Source organism: Silvanigrella paludirubra (assembly GCF_009208775.1).
Taxonomy (GTDB): Bacteria; Bdellovibrionota_B; Oligoflexia; order Silvanigrellales; family Silvanigrellaceae; genus Silvanigrella; species Silvanigrella paludirubra.
In genome coordinates, this window is record NZ_WFLM01000004.1 from 353,799 (window position 1) to 371,505 (window position 17,707).

The following is a 17,707-nucleotide window of genomic DNA, read 5'->3' on the forward strand; positions in this document are numbered from 1 at the left end:
CATTATTTTTTATATATTTAATTGGAATTTAAATGAAGCAAAATATAATATCTCTCTCTTTTTTCCTTTTGTTCATTGTTTCTTGTGGAAAAGAAGTTAAAAGTCAAGCGGAAGCAAATAGAAGAATAAACGAATCTGAAATGTATATTTATCCAAATAATGAGACTGAAAATTTCAATGTTGGTGACATTTTTTCTATTGGAATATCACCAGAATCAATAAATAAACATAACGACTTTTTTGAACTAGGTTATAATATTTCAACAAAACTAATAAAAGGTTTGGATTTTTCAGAAAACTGTGTAAAAAGTCAGTATATTTCTTGCTATATAATTACGGGTGATATTGAGATTGAATATTCGATTTATGGTCGATTTTATAAAACAAAAAGATATGGAATTGTATCATCATTACCTGGTTATGCAAGGTCTGAAAAAAAGATATTAAAAATAAATTTAAAAAATGAGAAAAAATGAGAAAATATTTTATAATAATTTTAGTAATTTTTTCTCCAATTATATTAATTTTATATTTAAAATATGGTAAAAATGAAAAAATTATTAATGATTCAATTGTAGAAATTGAAACCAAAGAAAAAAAAGAAATTATAAAAGATATAAATAAAGATATTTATATGGATATATTTAAAAAATACACAGATAATATTTATAAATACCAAGATTTTGTATACGATGAAAAGACTAGAGTTTTATATTTAAAAAATTTATCTTATCATTTTGGAGATAGTGAAATATATAAAGCTGAAAGTGCAGATATTGTTTTTAAAAAATATGAGAATCATGTTTTATATATAACAATAAATGAGCAAAATATAAATAAACATTTTTTGATAGATAAAATGAAGCACTTTTATCAAGATCCTTATACAGATACAATTTCTAGAAACTCAGAAGTAGAAATTAATACAAAGGAAAATACAATTACGATAGATAATGAAACTAAAGTAAAGCAATTTTATAATTATAAAAGTAAAATGGAAATTAGTTTAGATTTGAATCAAAATTATAAACCCTCAAGTATTAAAGATTTATATGTTTCTTTGGATTTGGATTATTTGTTTTATAATATTAAATATAAATATAAAGATTACTATGAAAAAATTATAAATAATATTTCATATTTTGATGATTTTAATTCAATTAAAATAAAAGAGTGTTTGGAGGATGATAATTTTATTTTCTTTTTTAAATTAGGTGATAGTATATTAATTAATGATTATTTAAAAAATTATTTTAGTGATGAGTTTTATGAAAATAAAAAAACAAATAATTTTAAACTTGCATTAAATAATTTAGAGTGTGTTAGTTCTGAATATAAATAGATATTATTAACAATTTTTAGATATTATAAGGGATGTTTTATGCTTAAAAAATTATTTTTATTAAATTTGTCGTTTTTTCTTCCATCCGTAGCATTTGCTAACTATTGTCCAAGTGGTGAAAGATTAATTGAATTAAGAGAACAAAGATATTCGAATAATAATGTAGTTGCAGAAAAAGTTTCTACCTACTGTGGAACATTATATCGATTTAGTAAAGTTAGATTCGTATATGATGGAAGAAATACATTAATTATGACATATATGGGTAGACGTATATTAAATAAACAAGGAGCTCTCGTATTTGAAAGTCTTGATACTTATCCTTCATATTACCAAACTGTGCCAGGAGATCAGGTTCCAAATGATGTTGAATAAAATAATTTATAAAAAATATAAATATGAATAATTATTCTCTTTAGAAAGGTTTTTTTATGTTAAAAAAAATAGCGTTTCTTAGTTTTGTTTTTTGTTTTCCATATTCAGCTTTTGGACAATCATGTGCTGATGGCGAGCGTTTATATGAATTAACTCAATACACAAATATAAATGTAAAAACTTCATTAATTTGTGGAATTGCCAAAGATATAGTAAAAACACAATATTATTATGATGGTAAAAAAACTAAAATAACTACATTTAATGGCGTGAGAGTTTATAATAGAAATAATTATGTTGTTTTTGAAAGTATTGACACTGTACCTTCTTATGAATATTTTGTTTCAGGGGATCAAACTCCTCCAAATGAAAATTAGATCTCAATAAAAAAAAGATTTATTTAATTTTTTATCTTTTACTAGAATATAATATGAAAAAAAATTTATTTTCCCATTTTGGAGATAAAAATATTAAGCTGAAAGTGCGAATATTATTTTTTGAAATTTTAGAATCATGTTATAGTCTTAATTATCATTATTAAGTTCTAGGAGATCAGTTTCCGAAAGAAAAAGATTAAATAATATATGAAAAATATGAATAAGAATAATTGATCACTATACAAGGGTTTTTGTATGTTAAAAAAATAGCGTTTCTTAGTTTTGTTTTTTGTTTTCCATATTCAGCTTTTGGACAGTCATGCGCTGATGGCGAGCGTTTATATGAATTAACTAGAAAAACATATTTAAATAATCAATTGAATGATAGTAAAGTTTTTAAATATTGTGGAGTTCGAGAAGTTTTAGTTCAAACTAAATATTATTATGATGGCAATAACACTAAAATAACAACATTTAACGGAATTAGACTTTATAATAAATTTGGATATATTGTTTTCGAGGAAATAGATACTATGCCATCTTATGAATATTATGTGCCAGGAGATCAGGTTCCAACTGATGTTGAATAAAATAATTTATAAAAAATATGTATAAGAATATTTGATCTTTTTAGAAAGGTTTTTGTATGTTAAAAAAAATAGCATTTCTTTGTTTCGTTTTTAGTTTTCCATTTTCTGCTTTTGGGCAGTCATGTGCTAATGGAGAGAGTTTACATCAAATAAGGGAAAATTCATATAAAAATAATCAAATAATAGATACTAAGATATTTCAATATTGTGGAATTCTAGAAAAATATATTCATACAAAATATAGTTATGACGGTAGAAATACAACTATAATTATATTTAAAGGGTTTGAAATATATAATAATTATGGATATATTGTTTATGAAAGTATTGATACCAAGCCATCATATCAATATCAAGTCCCAGGGGATCAAAGGCCTAAAGATAAAGATTAGATTTTTTTTAAATTTAGTGATTTTACTTTCAATTTAGATTGCAAAAAAAATATTATCTTACAAAGGAGCTGGCTGTTTAACGAAACGTAAATAAGAACACGGCGCATTCCAACCTTCAGGATATAGTTCTTTTGCTTGAGCATCACTAACAGAATTTGAAATAATTACATCTTGTCCAGGTTGCCAATTTGCTGGTGTTGCTACTTTGTGTTTAGCAGTTAATTGCATAGAATCTATTGCGCGCAAAATTTCGTCAAAGTTACGGCCTGTCGTCATAGGATAAGTTAACATTAATTGAATCCGTTTATCGGGGCTAAATATAAATACTGAGCGAACAGTTGCATTTGATGCGGGAGTTCTATTTTGTAAAGTTCCCGTTTCTTCTTCAGCGGGGAGCATATTATAGAGCTTCGATATTAATAAATTTGTGTCTGCAATAATTGGATAATTTACTTTTGCTCCTTGTGTTTGTTCAATATCTTTAAGCCATTTGTTATGATCCTCAACCGAATCAATTGATAAGGCAATTAACTTAGTGTTACGTTTTGTAAATTCAGATTCAATTTTCGCCATGTAGCCTAATTCAGTAGTGCATACCGGAGTAAAATCTTTGGGGTGTGAAAATAAAATCACCCATTGATTTTCAAACCACTCATGAAAATCGATCAAGCCGTGTGTCGTTTGTGCCGTGAAATTAGGTGCGGTAGAATTAATGCGCAACGTCATAGAAAAACCTCATCCTTTCTTAAAATAAAAGAAAATTAGGATTGCTCCTTCTGTTACATTCAACGGTAAATACTTTAAAGAAACTGGGACAGTAGCAAAGTTACAATAGAAGAGAAAAAGCAGAGTTTCAAGTTTTAGAAGGAGAAGCTTTGAGTGTGGTTATAATTGTATAAACAATGATTAGTAATGATTTTCTATTAGAGACGCCTTTCTGATTCTTTAATTTTATAATCATTTGCACTCATGTCTCGTCTGCTCATTAGACCTTCCGAATTGAATTCCCAATGTTCATTGCCATGCGTTCGCATCCATGTTGAATTTTCCTTATCAAACCATTCATATTCAAATCGGACAGAGATTCTATTTTCTGTGAAACACCAAAGTTCCTTTATTAATTTATATTCTGTTTCTTTATTCCATTTGCGGATTAAAAATTCTTTGATAGCATTGCGGCCCATGAAAAATTCAGAACGATTTCGCCATTCCGAGTTTTCTGTATATGCTAATGCCACTTTTTCGGGATCTTTTGAGTTCCATGCATCTTCAGCGGCTTTTACTTTAAGTAACGCGGATTCATAATGAAACGGAGGGACTGCAAATAGTTTGCCATTTTTTTCAATAATCATAGATTCTCCTTTATGAAAATAGAAAAAAGACTTGATAGCAAAATTCAGCTGACCACCAAGTCCTCATTTTGAAAGATTATCTCTATTTCTGATTAGGGCGAACAACCGGGAAGTCTATCTCTGTTTGTGCAATTTCATTAATATAATTTGTCCATGTATTTAATGCGACATGCAAAACAATTTCAAGAATTTGTCCATCATCGTAACCCGCTTGTTTTATGGCATCGACATCACTTGTTTGAAGGTGCCCACGTTCACTCACAACTTTTACAGCAAATCGGACAGCGGCATCTGCTTTGGGATCGTTTGATGCTCCATTTCTATTTGCAGTGATTTCAGCGTCATCAAGCTTTGCTAAGTTTTTACCTAAGTAAGTATGTGCTGAAAGGCAATAACTGCATCCGTTCAATTCTGCTACAGCTAGAGCAATGCGCTCACGGGTTGAGGCAGAAAGTTTTCCTTTTCCAAGTGCCTCCGAAAGACTTAAGTAACCTTCCAATGCAGATGGGCTGGTGCTAACCATACGAAACAAGTTTGGAACAACTCCCAATTTTTTTTTCACATCCATAAGCATTGCTTGAGAAGCTTGCGGAGCGGTTTCAATGTTTTCTGGTGTATAAATACGTGGCATGGTGATTCTCCTTTTTAGAATGAAGCGTGATTGCTTCTCTATAAATTAAGATTAGATCCTTTCAAATTGCTTTAGTAGATTGCAAATTGTGATACACTCTTCCAAAAATGGAAGGATGGTTTTATGGATCGATTTGAGGCTATGTCTATTTTGGTTGCGGTAGCTGATGGTGGCAGTCTTTCTCAAGCTTCTCGAAAACTTAAGATTCCTTTAGCAAGTGTGAGTCGAAAACTTTCAGAATTAGAATCTTATTTAAATGTGAAGTTATTAACTCGAACCACAAGGGCCCTTGAATTTACAGACTATGGACGATCCTATGTCGCGCATTGTCGCCGTATACTCGATGATATTTCGGAAGCAGAACGCGCAGTAACTGGAGAATACACAGCTCCTAAAGGAATTCTTACGATCACAGCACCCATTGTATTTGGAAAAATCCATATTATTCCTATCCTTTCAGAGTTTTTAAAGGCCTATCCTGAAGTAGATGTGCAACTCATGCTTACTGATAGAGGAGTAGATCTTTTAGAAGAAAAGATAGATCTGGCTTTGCGAATTGGAGAACTTCCAAGCAGTTCATTAATAGCAGTACGTGTTGGGGAAATTCGTCATTTAACCTGTGGGAGTTCTTTTTATTTTAAAAAGCGACTCAAACCAAAAAATCCACAAGATTTACAATCACACGACTGCATTAGCATAACAGCTTTGGGGGCTTCAAAAAATTGGGTTTTTTATTCTGGGAAATCTAAACTGAATGTCGCAATTCGCCCTCGCTTAGAGGTAACGACTGCGGAAGCAGGAATTGAAGCTGCTGTTTTAGGTGTTGGAATTACCCGAGCTCTTTCATACCAAGTGTCTAGTTACCTTAACAACAATAAACTTGAAATTATTTTAGAAGATTATGAACCCGATCCTTGGCCTGTGCATCTTGTTCACGCTGCTGGAAGAATTGTACCTCTTAAATTAAGAGCTTTTTTAGATTTTGCAAAGCCAAGATTAAAACTGGCATTAAGCAATATAAATAATAGAAAATAATTATTTTTGGTAAAATAATAAAATTCACAAAATATAATTTCAATATTCAAAAATTTGACTCATATTTCAATTCATCTATTTTTAGAAATCTGGTAAAAATAAATTTCAATTTTAAAGATAAAATTTATACTTAAATAGGGATTTTTATGATTAAAAAAATGACAAGAAATACTTTGTTAATATCAAGCCTGTTTCTTTACAATATAGCAAATGCTGAAAATAACTCTTTACAAAATAAAAATATTGTTATTCAAGATTCTTTTAATGTTACAAATTATATAAATACGATTTCGCAATACCAACCTAAAGTTGTAGAGCTTTCAGAGCGTATCCAAAAAACTGTAGATTATTATCAAAAAGTACATATATTGAAAACATTCCAAAATAAAGAATATATTGTAGATTGTGTTCCTTTTACAGAACAACCTTCGTTAATTGATAAGCCTGAATTAGCTATAAAGTTATTAAAGGAGTTTGAAAAAAAGAATCATCAAAAATCTTTAAAAGAAATAGGGAGCAATTTTGACTTTAACACCGCAACTGAATGTCCAAATGAAAGTGTTGGGATTATCAGACCATCTCAAACATCTCTTGCATCTAAGTTTATATTAAAGAAAAGTTTGAATGACTCGTTACTTTATGGAGAAAATGAAGCAAGTGACAGCGTTTCTGGATATACTTGGCAAGTGGGAGTCACGCCAACAAATAAAATAATATACCTAAATAAAGATCATGGTGAGGCACATTTTAAAGGACCACAACTCCAATCGGTAACATCTAGTAACCAAGATGATCATTCTCTCGATCAATTTTGGTTACTTTATACAGGTAAAAATAAAGAACGATTTAGTGTTGAATTTGGAATTATGGCTAGTGGATATTTTACGACTCATCCTTCTACAAGTATATTTGTATATGCGAGTATTGATAATTATGGAGCAAAGTCTTGTTATAATCTTGGTTGTCCTGGTTTTGTTCAATTTCCAAGAACACCCGTTGTCGGGGTCCCTATCACTGATAAAAATGCTGACTATATTTTTAAAGTTCATCATAAAAAAGAAAATGATTTTAAGACAGGTTATTATTTAACTCTTGAAATTTTTGATCCATTAAATAATGTATTCCATAAGGAAAGTGTAATTTTAGGATATTATCCAGATAGCATTTATCCATTAGATAATTTGCCAAATACGTTTAGTGCTGGCGCTGAAATTTATGCAGATGCGCCTGCGAATGGAACTATTTTATACGGAAATTATTTAAACCCATTAGAAGGTTATTACCGTAAAAAACAAATTGGAATATTTACTCAAAATAAAAATAATTTCCCGTCTTATATTGATAAAAAAATATTCCCATTTCTTACAGTTTGGAAGTTTGGGCAGAAAGAATAAATAAAAATTTTGGTAATTTAATATATATCAAATATTTATTTTGGTAATGTATTTTAAAAATAATTTCTAATTATTTCATATATTTTTATAATTAATTCTTATTTTTATTTAGTTTACTTTAATGAAATCTTGTATACTTATCTATTATAATCTACTGTAATTTTTGTTCTATAAAATTAGAATATGATTGATTTAATAATTTAGATCTAGTTACCTAAGAAAGTTGAATATGGAAAATCGCTCCACATCAGTTTTAACATTGCAATATTGGCAAAATGCTCTAAATTTTTCGAATATAAAACAACTTGCAAATTCAAATGACTCAATAAAGTTTATTGATACTACAGCATTAAATTCTGGTAAATTTGATCAAAAAGTAGTTGAAAATATTAAATTTAAAAACTTCTTTAAGGATAAAACAAAAGGAGTTGTAAAATTTATTCTTGCAGATGGTTCGATCGCATATTATGCTGACACTTGGCTCATCTTTGGTTATAAAATTTCACAAAATGACTTAGATGCTATACTTGCCGTTCCTATTTATATCAATGAACAAGGTCACATTATTCCAAATTTAGATTCAAAACCTTTTTTGAATTCTAATTACTTGGAACCTGTTGATGAAATTTATGCAACATGCCCTAAAATTGGTACTTTAAATCTTTACGAAAAATACCAAAAAAATCGACCATTGCCTAGCTCATATATTAGCTACGATAATGAAATAGAAAAGAAATTTTTTTCAAAAGGTGAGCTAGACTATAAAAGGTTTCCTCAATGTGAATGGGAGCAATGGTGGGAATATTCTTACACTATGTTTTTAGAAACTTACAATTCGCCAGATGTAGATCATGATAAAAAAATATTATTGACTCAATTTTTAAGATCACAAAGCAAAGATGGCGAATCTTGGTATTCCTTAGCTTCACAATTTATCGGTCAAAACATGACCGCTTCTATTCGAGATGCTTTTATTTATGTAGAAAAAAAGGTACTTCATAAAATTGAAAATTTTAAAAATGAATTTCCACTTGTGTACCATATTTGTCATGATAATTTCACACAGAATATTTTAAAAAATGAACTTATAGAATCTAATACTTTGTTGCATACAGGCCATATGGATTCTTATGATGATATTTCACAGAAAAGATCTAACTTTCCACTCGATCCTTCTCAGAGAGAATCTTTGCTGCATTTTCTAAGCACACCAAATGGTTATCCACTTGCTATAAGTGGACCTCCTGGCACTGGAAAAACAAGCATGCTAAAAGGAGTAATTGCAACCTTATGGGTGAATAAAACAATTGAAAGTAATTATCCCCAAAGTCCAATTATTATTGCAACATCTTCCACAAATAATGCTACAAAGAATATTATTGCGAGCTTTTTTGAAATACCTGGCCGTAGTGAAGAGCATATTTTACTAAAACGCTGGATTTCTGGCATTTTTAGCTATGGCTGGTTTTTCCCATCCGAAGGCAAAAAACAAGAATCTCAACAGTTTAACCAATTAATTTTTAGTGAAAACAAACAAAATCCTAAGTTGAATTTTCAAGGAGATGGTGCAGCGAATGAATTAAATATTTCTAAAACAGATTTTGCCAATCGTGAAAAAAGAAACTATTTAAAAATTGTTAATGAATTTTTTGGGCAAAATTTTTCTTTAATGGAAGATTGTATAAGCCATCTTCATAAAAATTTAAAGACACAATGCGAAAATATACTACCAACTTTTTACAAAAATTATAAAGATGCTATTCATATAGTCACATCTTATGACATGACTGAACTTGAAAAAAGTCTTGAAAGAGTTGACACAATTAAAGCTAAAATTAATATTGAAAAAAATAAAAAAGAAGAGAGAGAAGATAATTACAAAGAAAAAATTCATGTTTTAGAAAAGAAAAAAAATTTTCTTTATGATTGGGTAATTAAATATACTAAATTTTTTGAGATAATAAAAAGAAGTAAATATTATAATAATATATTTTTAAAGTATATTATTTTATTATTCGTTTATATCATTAAATCATTCTACTTTATGGTAATTAAAAGAAATATCATTTTACATAAATTTATAAAAGATGAAAAAATAGAGATTATTGTAAGCCCTAAATTAAATGGCATTTTTAAGAATTTTGATAGCTTTATAAACTCTTTAAACTTAAAAATAAGGGAATATGAAAATAATGTTGAAATATTAAATCTTTCTATTTTAAAAAATGACGAAGAATATAATCAATATTTAGAAGAGAAAAATGAAAAAATTAAAAAAGAGTACGATAAATATAAAATTTTAAAAGACTATGAAAATTCAATTCAATATATCATTAATCAAAGTAAAATATATTTACTCTCTAATAATTATCCAAGTCAGATTCAAATAATAGAAGAAAAATTTCAAAATTTATACAAAATGAATGATCTAAATGAAAAAATAAATGCAGTTTATACTGATAAAATATTTGAGTCTTTTCAAGCATTGCTAGATTGTACAATTAGAACTTATAATTTTCATATGACAGCTCGTTATTGGGAAGGTCGCTGGCTTTGTGATGTATTTCCTGAACAGAAAAAAACTCAAAATAATTTTAAATCTTTACTTATAGAAAATTTAAGAACATTTTGCATGATTGCTCCTTGTATTGTTACTACATTTCACATGATGCCAAAGCTTTTTTATGATAAGAAAAATGGAATGCGTTATTCTAATGAAGCTGATTTATTAATTGTCGATGAAGCAGGACAATGCTGCCTTGAAACTTCTATTATTGCATTTTCATTTGCTAAAAAAGCACTTATTGTTGGTGATGTAAAACAATTAGAGCCAGTTTATAATTTAGATAAAGAAGCAGAACATTCTATTGCAAAAACTATGAAATTAACTGAACAGGATAAAGAGAAATTTATTGAAAGAGAAATACTAGCATCCAAAAATAATTTAATGTCATTGCTTCAAACAAAATCTTATTTTACAAAACCTTATTCAAATGGACTAATACTAACAAGGCATTACCGCTGTGTTCCGAATATTATAGAATTTTGTAATGAATTAGTTTATGATGGTGATTTAATCCCTGTTACAAAAAATAAAGATACACTTTTTCCTTCTATGGGATATGCATGTCATTATTTTCAAGCAACTCAATACAAAGGAAGTTGGCAAAACGAAAAAGAATGTTTTGAAATTATTGACTGGCTAAAAGAAAATGAACAAAAAATAATAAATAAATATAATCCTGATGGCATTATAAGAAAACAATTCTATGAACTTGTTGCTATTATTACACCTTATAAATCTCAAGAATTTGTCATAAAAGAATTTATGGAAAAAGAATGGTTTTCTAAAATAAAAGATCCGCTTCAATATAAGTTGTATAAAGAAAACTTTATAATAGGTACAGTCCACTCTTTACAAGGAGCTGAGCGCCCTATTGTTATTTATTCTATGGTAAATCATAAAGAAGAAGGAAAAACTGTTTTTTGGGATAAAAAAACGAATTTATTAAATGTTGCTATTTCTCGTGCAAAAGATTGTTTTCTCGTTTTTTGTCATAAAGAATTATTATTTTCAGAAAAAGTCTTAGCCGAAAAAAGTTCGAAACCAAGTGTTAAATTGGGACAGTATTTGTTTAAAAATGGAAAACAAATTTATCCAACAATTGCATTTATTGTAGAATCTCCAAATAAAATTGAAACATTACAAAAAATTTTACCGAGAGAATATAAAGTATTTGCTACAGGTGGTTTTTTTAGAGAGTTGGATTTAGAATCTCATGATACTATGGAAAAATCTATAACTTATCCTATTTGGAAATTAAGAGAAGATAGAAAATATTTTATAGATGAAATTAGGAAATTTGTAGCTAATTTTGGTGAAGTTATATTAGCTACGGATAATGATAGAGAAGGTGAATTGATTTCATGGCATTTAAAAGAATATTTGCAAAAAGAGCTTTCACAAAATCAGATTAATTATAAAAGAATTCGATTTGATTCAATTGATGAAAAGAGTATTTTAAATTCAATTAAAAATGCAGAAAATAAATTAAACAAAAAATTAATACAATCTGCGCTATTAAGGCATGTATATGATATGATTTATTCTCAATTTATAAAATATAAAGCAAAAAAAATAATTGGTGATAATAAAGATCATCCATTTTTGTCAAGAAACCATTTATCTATATTTAAATTGCTACAACAACAAAAGGAAAAAAGCTTAAGAAGTGGCTATACACTTCGGGTAAAATTTACAAATCAGTTAAGAAAAAAATCTCTTTTTGGTAAAATTGTTATTTCAAATAGCCTTCTTGCTCAACAGAGAGTATTTCAAACTTCTCAAGAAGCACAAGAATATGCAGATTCTATATCAATATCCAATTGGAATTTATCAACTCTTTATGCACTTACAAAAACGATTCATCCCAAAACAGGTATGACGACAGCAGAAACGATAAAACGAGTTTCTCGTATGCACGGCATTTCGCCAGAAAAAACAATGGAAATTCTGCAATCACTTTATGACGGCTCCGCAATGATTCAATCTTCTACTCATAATCCAAAATCACATCGATTTAATTTTGGAGGGAAATATTAATGATTCACAATGAAAATGAGATAAATATACTTCCTCCAAATTCTATTATTAAGTATCCAAGAACAGACGGACATCATACTTCTGAAGATGTAAAAGAGAGTGCATCACCTTTTTTAAGCAGAGATCCATTTGAGAGTGCTGAAAATAATGATGTACCTACTTTTTTACAATTTGCTGCGGAAAGCGCAAATCCGAATTGTGTGGGAGCAGAGGTAAATTTTGAATTATTCCAAGAAGCAAAGTCAAAAATTAAAAATATAGTTCCTTTTAAAGAAGGCTGGCCTAAATTTGGTAATGATCAAAAGCATACCAATTATTTGTTAACTTGCTTTAAGGATATACCAGAGCCAGTTACCTTAGAGGCAGGAACTAAAGTTTATCGACTTGTTGGAGCTCTTAATAATGAATATAAAACCAATGATTATTGTGGAGAATGGTGGGCCTTAGAACCACCTCCTGCAACGGAAGCAATGTGGCGTTCAGGTTATGCTGTTTGGGATCATTGGAATGGAGATGGCGGTTATATTGAATATACTATAGGAAAAGAAGGCTTAAATGTTTGGTTAGGAATTACAGGTCCGCAATCACTTCAAGATAATGAAATTATTTTACGAGGTGGAAAAATTCAAATATGGGTACCACAAAATACAATCAATCCATTAAAAAATGGTTTTTCTAAAAAAGATATTACAAAACGTTCCCCATGGAATTTTGAAAAGGAAAACTAAAATATGAATGCCATAGAATGGGTAAAACAATGTCATGAAATAGAAAATGATCTACAAAAACTTGTTATGCTTTTAGAGTTAATGGAAAAAGAAGGTAAAAAAAGAGAAGAGGAAGGGTTTCAAGATATTTGTTCAGGATTTATTCCTGTTGCAAAAAGAAACATGTTAGCTGAAAAAGATGCGCTTACTAGGGCAATAAATTCAATAAATCCTAGAAAAATATTTTATTCTCTTTGTTCAATTCAAGGTACTTATAAATATTTTAGTGATGAAAATTTAGCATGGTCTAACTTATGGAATGGCGGGGCTTTATATAACAGCATTTTAGATAAAATTATTATTTTACTTCAACACGAAAAAGTTGGTTTACGTGAAAATGAATTTAAAGAAGGACTTTTAAAATATGATAATTTAGAAGAAAATAGGTAAAAAAATGAATCTTTCTAAATACGCACATCCACAAATTTCTCCTGTTAACTTTAAGTTTACCCCTGAAATAATGGATAAATTTCTTATTTCACCAAATAAAGAGGTTTATAAATTAATTTATCAAGGAGCTTTTGCTACACTTAAAGAGCCAGCGGTAATCAATATGAGTGGCTTTGTTTTAACTTCATGTAATAATAATGAAATTAAATTATTATTTACTTCTGCAGTATTATTAACAGAAGGATGGTTAGGTGTAGATGACTATAAACGCCAAGAATATATGAAAGAATTTACGAATTCAGACACAACTCTAAATGAAATTTATCAAGAAGCAGATTTATTGGAATTTGATGGCGTAAGAATTTTTTCAGTGGAAGAGCCTTTTATTAAATTAGATGAATTTATTTCTCAACTTGAAATATTTAATATAGGAAAACCTTCTACATATGCTTCTATTTTTGAAAATTTAGAAAAAAATATTCGTGATGGCTTTATAGAAAAAAAATCTATTAAAGAAGGATTGGAGCAAAAAGAATGCACTGCATATGAAATTACAAATAAAGGAGAAAATTTTTTAGAGAAATTTTCTCAAATAAATGATCCTTTTCTAGATTTAAATGCAGCAAAAGAATTTGAAAATTATCTTCAACAAATTTCTAATGGTGAATTAACAAGAGATGAATTTGAAAAAAAATACTTTTCAATATTTCCTCAAAATTTTTTAAATAAAATAACTTTAAAATGGATTGATAATTGTGATTGATTTTTTATCTGTTACATATTGCATGTTCAATGCTAAATTTGCCTTTTTCATAAATATGAATAGGAAGATTTAAGTCAGAAATTTTTTCAGTCTGTATTTCTATATTATTTATTAAGTCATTCAGCTCTTTCAAATTAAAAGAATTTCTTATGTTAAATGAATCAATTGAATATTGACAGTGTTTTAAGGTGTTTTCCCACTTCGTAAACATTCTCTCTGTAATTGAAGGTTTCATTTTTGCTATTTTTAAATCTATCGTTTTTTGAATTGTTTGGATAATTTTTTCAATTTGTTCATAGTTTTTAAAAACATACTCTTTAATGTTATTTTCATTATAATTTTCAGATAGTAATTTCTTTAAAACTAATGCGCAAAGTAAATTTCTAAAATTTAAGAATAATATAATATATATTCTATGAACTTCTTCAATGTATTTACGAATGTGTTCAATAAAATCATTAATACTTAAACCTTCATTTATTCCAAGAATATCCTGATTTAAGTTATTTAACCTTATTAAATTTATTTCTAAATTTTGTAGGATACATATTATTATATTTTCAATAATATTTTCATAATTTTTAAAATTATAATCAAAATAACTTATGGAATGAATCTCTTTTAATATTAGATTAAGATACTCATATTGGCCAATAATTTTTCCTTTTTCTTCTGACTTAGCCCATCTATCAAGAATTTTTATATCTTCTTTTATTCCGCTTAATTTATTATCAATGTCCGCTAAATATTTCTGAGCTGTAACTATAGATAATAATTTCCAACCAGAGCAGGCAAGAGTTAATGCTGTGTTGTCTATATTTGCTAGTTTAGCATGTTCAACTATTTTTCCATTAGAATCTACTACAATTGCTCTTTTACCACCACCTATTGCATCCATTAATTTTAATTTTCCACTTGAGATCATTTCAGTTACTTCTTTACTGAAGTTAAGAGAATATTGTCCTTTTTCTAAAAGTAATATTTGAGACATCAGATCTGTAGATTGCGAAATTAGATTTGATAAAAAAAATTTTTGTTTTTCAGGTATTGTTGTTTTATTATTATCTAAAATATTGTTGTCTTTTTTGAAATTAAAGCAATCTTTCCCTATTAAAAATGATTTTGTTGTTTTATTAATTGAATTTAATTCTTTATATTCTGTTTGATTATTTCTTTTAATTTCCTTTAAATTTGTCATTATATTTAATTTTTTTTTCTGGTATGACCTTAGTAAGATGATTATAGATGCAATAATTATTAAAATAATAGCTAAATTTATAAACATAAAAATATTAGACATAAAAACCTCTTAATTAGTTTTTGAATCTAAAATATATAGAATATTTTTTAATATAAATAAACAGAAAATAGTATACATTTATCTTCTATTTATTGGGTGTCTTTAACAAATCAAAATAAGATTAAAGAAGTTAATTTAAAAAACTGAACCACCTTTAAAGTATTTTCTTTTTCATCAAATACGGGATCCACATAACCCGCATTTTTTACAATATCTAAAGCGGTTTGGATTGCTTTTCCAATTTAAAAAGATTCTGGCAAGTTTTTACCAACATGAGATTCTCTTTCGGGATAGCTAGGAGGGAATGTTGATTTATCAAAAACTTTATTTAACATTTTATCCATCGTGGAAAAATCTACGGGAGGAAAAATCACTGTCACTGCTTTTACATAAGAGTTGAAATTTAATTTACTTAAACATTAAACTTAATGATATGAGAAGTTGTACCTAATATAGATGCAATATTTGCTGCTGCAGAGTTTCTAAACACACCAATACTTGATGAGTTAAACTGATATTTTTTCGTGTTTGCTTTTAGCCATCTCACAGCAGCTTTTTCATTTTGAACGGTTGCAGGAAAATGAGCCTCGCCACTCAGTCGATTATTTATAATAGCGATAGCAATTTCTCTTTCTAGATAGTATTTAAAATTTTGAATTTGATCTGTTTTTGATCCAAATTTAAAAGCACTTCCATGTATAAAAGAACAAGTGGCGTTTTTCCTGTTATTTTTTCAGGAAGATATAATTCTATTCTATCGATATTTAAGATTTACCCAAATTTTAAATAAACAAATTAAAACTATTGATATCTATATATTTCATATTTGCATTTTTTGCTGCTTGAAATCCGGTTTCAGCATCTTCAAAAACCAAACAGTTTTCAGGAGAAATTTGTATTCTATTAGAAGCAGTAAGAAATAAATCGGGTGCAGGTTTACCTAAATTAACATCGCTAATGGAAATAATATCTACAAAATAATGAGATAAATTATTTAAGTCAAGAAGTTTATGGACAATATGTTTTTCTCCACCAGAGGCTAAAATAAAAGGAAAGACTCCATGATATTTTTTAATAATATTAAGTGTTTTTTTAATAGGTTGAACTTTATTTAAATATTTTTCCATAAAAATATTATTTTTAAGATTATGAACATCTTTAATATTTAGATTATAATTTAGACGTTCATTTATAATAGATATCAATTCGTCACCACTTGTTCCTGCATAAAAATTTACAAACTCTTGTTTAGAAATAAAATTATAGGTTAAAGAATCGTATGTTTCATTCCAGGAATTGTAGTGAGAGTCTAATGTATCCATGAGAGTTCCATCACAATCAAATATGAAGAGTTTAATTTTATTTGTTTTTATTAAATTTTCTAAGCAATCCATTTTACTTCCTTTTATAAGAATTATAATATTTAATTTATAATAAAACATTTTTTATGGTCAACTCTTTTTTTATAAAATATGAATACTCTTCTTTTTTATTTGGGAATCTAAAAAAAATCATTCATAAGAAGTTATATAAAATAAGATTATTAAATTGACATTTTATTATTTTTATTATAAATAATTTTTTTTTAATGCAACCTTTTTTTTATAATTAGAGAAATTTACAAATGAATAAAGAGATAAATCAATTAGAAGTTATAAAATATTATCATAAGCTTTCAATGGATTATATTCCAAATGAAATATTAGAAAATAAATATATCTGTTACTATGATCATGAGTGCCCAAATATGTTTCTTTGGAATACATTTTTTCAATTTGATAATGATATTGAATTTAATCATATAAATTTAAAAAAAATTTCGGAGTTCTTTCATAAAAAAGGAACAAAAGGGTACATACTTAGCATGAGCGAATTATATAAAGAATTTTCCTTTTATCATGGTTGTTATATGTACTTAAATAACATCAGGGCACAAAATGATATAAATATATCGAAGGAATTTCAATTGGTTAAAATAGAAGATACTTATTTATTTACAGACTATATAAATAATATATTTAAAATGAGTCCTACAGAAATAAATAAACTTGCAAAACTATTAAAGGAATTAAACAAATTTTTTAACACAAACTCCTATTTTTTTAATTACAATGATAAAACTATTGGTGCAATCACTTCTATTGAATTTGAAAAAGATAAAATATTTTTATTTAACTTAGGAATTTTAGATACATTTCAAAATAAAGGTTATTCAAGAATATTATTAAGTCTGTTATTAAATAAAAATAAAAATAAAGAAATATATTTACAAACGAATGTTAACAATACGTTAAGTAAGTTCACATTACCTAAATTAGGATTTAAAATTGTAGGAACTCATCATCTTTTAGAATTAGAAAAATTATTAGATAAATTTGAATATAATCATGAATAAA

The 17,707-nt window shown here is 27.4% G+C and carries 19 protein-coding genes; 13 read left to right on the forward strand and 6 right to left on the reverse strand.

From position 1 onward, the window contains the following. Positions 1-32: 32 nt before the first annotated feature. From GCL60_RS12235 to GCL60_RS12260, 6 genes are all read left to right on the forward strand, one after another. Positions 33-476, forward strand: coding sequence for a hypothetical protein (locus tag GCL60_RS12235; RefSeq protein ID WP_153420950.1), 444 nt, complete (start codon positions 33-35; stop codon positions 474-476). Continuing rightward, complete coding sequence (locus tag GCL60_RS12240) at positions 473-1,342, forward strand: hypothetical protein (RefSeq protein ID WP_153420951.1); 870 nt, start codon at positions 473-475, stop codon at positions 1,340-1,342. Before GCL60_RS12235 ends, GCL60_RS12240 begins: the two co-directional genes overlap by 4 nt. A gap of 39 nt (positions 1,343-1,381) precedes the next feature. Beyond that, a complete protein-coding gene (locus GCL60_RS12245; protein WP_153420952.1) occupies positions 1,382-1,717 on the forward strand; it encodes a hypothetical protein in 336 nt (111 codons plus the stop codon). Positions 1,718-1,773: 56 nt separating this feature from the next. Further along, positions 1,774-2,094, forward strand: a complete 321-nt coding sequence (locus GCL60_RS12250; protein WP_153420953.1) for a hypothetical protein — start codon at positions 1,774-1,776, stop codon at positions 2,092-2,094. 251 nt (positions 2,095-2,345) lie between these two features. Then, positions 2,346-2,684: a hypothetical protein gene (locus GCL60_RS12255; protein WP_161998194.1), complete on the forward strand. Its 339-nt coding sequence runs from the start codon at positions 2,346-2,348 to the stop codon at positions 2,682-2,684. Positions 2,685-2,740: 56 nt separating this feature from the next. Continuing rightward, entirely contained in the window at positions 2,741-3,076 is a 336-nt protein-coding gene (locus GCL60_RS12260; RefSeq protein ID WP_153420955.1) for a hypothetical protein, read from the forward strand. Between the two features lie 57 nt (positions 3,077-3,133). On the opposite strand, the gene GCL60_RS12265 is transcribed toward GCL60_RS12260, so the two are convergent. The 3 genes from GCL60_RS12265 to GCL60_RS12275 form a co-directional block, all read right to left on the reverse strand. Then, positions 3,134-3,802 carry a peroxiredoxin gene (locus GCL60_RS12265; protein ID WP_153420956.1) on the reverse strand — a complete coding sequence of 223 codons (669 nt, stop codon included), beginning with the start codon at positions 3,800-3,802 and terminating at the stop codon, positions 3,134-3,136. Positions 3,803-3,999: 197 nt separating this feature from the next. Then, positions 4,000-4,428, reverse strand: coding sequence for a nuclear transport factor 2 family protein (locus tag GCL60_RS12270; protein WP_202614025.1), 429 nt, complete (start codon positions 4,426-4,428; stop codon positions 4,000-4,002). Positions 4,429-4,510: 82 nt separating this feature from the next. Beyond that, positions 4,511-5,059 (reverse strand): carboxymuconolactone decarboxylase family protein, encoded by a 549-nt coding sequence (locus GCL60_RS12275; RefSeq protein WP_153420957.1) that lies wholly within the window; start codon positions 5,057-5,059, stop codon positions 4,511-4,513. 123 nt (positions 5,060-5,182) lie between these two features. Here GCL60_RS12275 and GCL60_RS12280 point away from each other — a divergent pair, with 123 nt between their 5' ends. From GCL60_RS12280 to GCL60_RS12305, 6 genes are all read left to right on the forward strand, one after another. Then, complete coding sequence (locus GCL60_RS12280; protein WP_153420958.1) at positions 5,183-6,094, forward strand: LysR family transcriptional regulator; 912 nt, start codon at positions 5,183-5,185, stop codon at positions 6,092-6,094. A 146-nt stretch (positions 6,095-6,240) separates the two neighbouring features. Next, positions 6,241-7,488: a neprosin family prolyl endopeptidase gene (locus GCL60_RS12285; RefSeq protein WP_153420959.1), complete on the forward strand. Its 1,248-nt coding sequence runs from the start codon at positions 6,241-6,243 to the stop codon at positions 7,486-7,488. 229 nt (positions 7,489-7,717) lie between these two features. Then, complete coding sequence (locus GCL60_RS12290; protein WP_153420960.1) at positions 7,718-12,091, forward strand: AAA domain-containing protein; 4,374 nt, start codon at positions 7,718-7,720, stop codon at positions 12,089-12,091. Then, entirely contained in the window at positions 12,091-12,819 is a 729-nt protein-coding gene (locus GCL60_RS12295; RefSeq protein ID WP_153420961.1) for a hypothetical protein, read from the forward strand. Before GCL60_RS12290 ends, GCL60_RS12295 begins: the two co-directional genes overlap by 1 nt. 3 nt (positions 12,820-12,822) lie before the next feature. Beyond that, entirely contained in the window at positions 12,823-13,248 is a 426-nt protein-coding gene (locus GCL60_RS12300) for a hypothetical protein (protein ID WP_153420962.1), read from the forward strand. Positions 13,249-13,252: 4 nt separating this feature from the next. Then, positions 13,253-14,011, forward strand: coding sequence for a DNA topoisomerase (locus tag GCL60_RS12305; RefSeq protein ID WP_153420963.1), 759 nt, complete (start codon positions 13,253-13,255; stop codon positions 14,009-14,011). A 4-nt stretch (positions 14,012-14,015) separates the two neighbouring features. On the opposite strand, the gene GCL60_RS12310 is transcribed toward GCL60_RS12305, so the two are convergent. The 3 genes from GCL60_RS12310 to GCL60_RS12320 all read right to left on the reverse strand — a co-directional run bounded on the left by GCL60_RS12310 (position 14,016) and on the right by GCL60_RS12320 (position 16,705). After that, positions 14,016-15,311, reverse strand: coding sequence for a hypothetical protein (locus GCL60_RS12310; RefSeq protein ID WP_153420964.1), 1,296 nt, complete (start codon positions 15,309-15,311; stop codon positions 14,016-14,018). Positions 15,312-15,723: 412 nt separating this feature from the next. Further along, entirely contained in the window at positions 15,724-16,011 is a 288-nt protein-coding gene (locus GCL60_RS12315) for an alpha/beta hydrolase (RefSeq protein ID WP_153420965.1), read from the reverse strand. A gap of 82 nt (positions 16,012-16,093) precedes the next feature. Next, a complete protein-coding gene (locus tag GCL60_RS12320; protein ID WP_161998195.1) occupies positions 16,094-16,705 on the reverse strand; it encodes an HAD family hydrolase in 612 nt (203 codons plus the stop codon). 230 nt (positions 16,706-16,935) lie between these two features. On the opposite strand from GCL60_RS12320, the gene GCL60_RS12325 reads away from it, so the two are divergent. Then, the gene (locus GCL60_RS12325) at positions 16,936-17,706 is read left to right on the forward strand and encodes a GNAT family N-acetyltransferase (protein ID WP_153420967.1); all 771 of its coding nucleotides are present in this window, start codon (positions 16,936-16,938) and stop codon (positions 17,704-17,706) included. The last annotated feature ends 1 nt before the right edge of the window (position 17,707 follow it).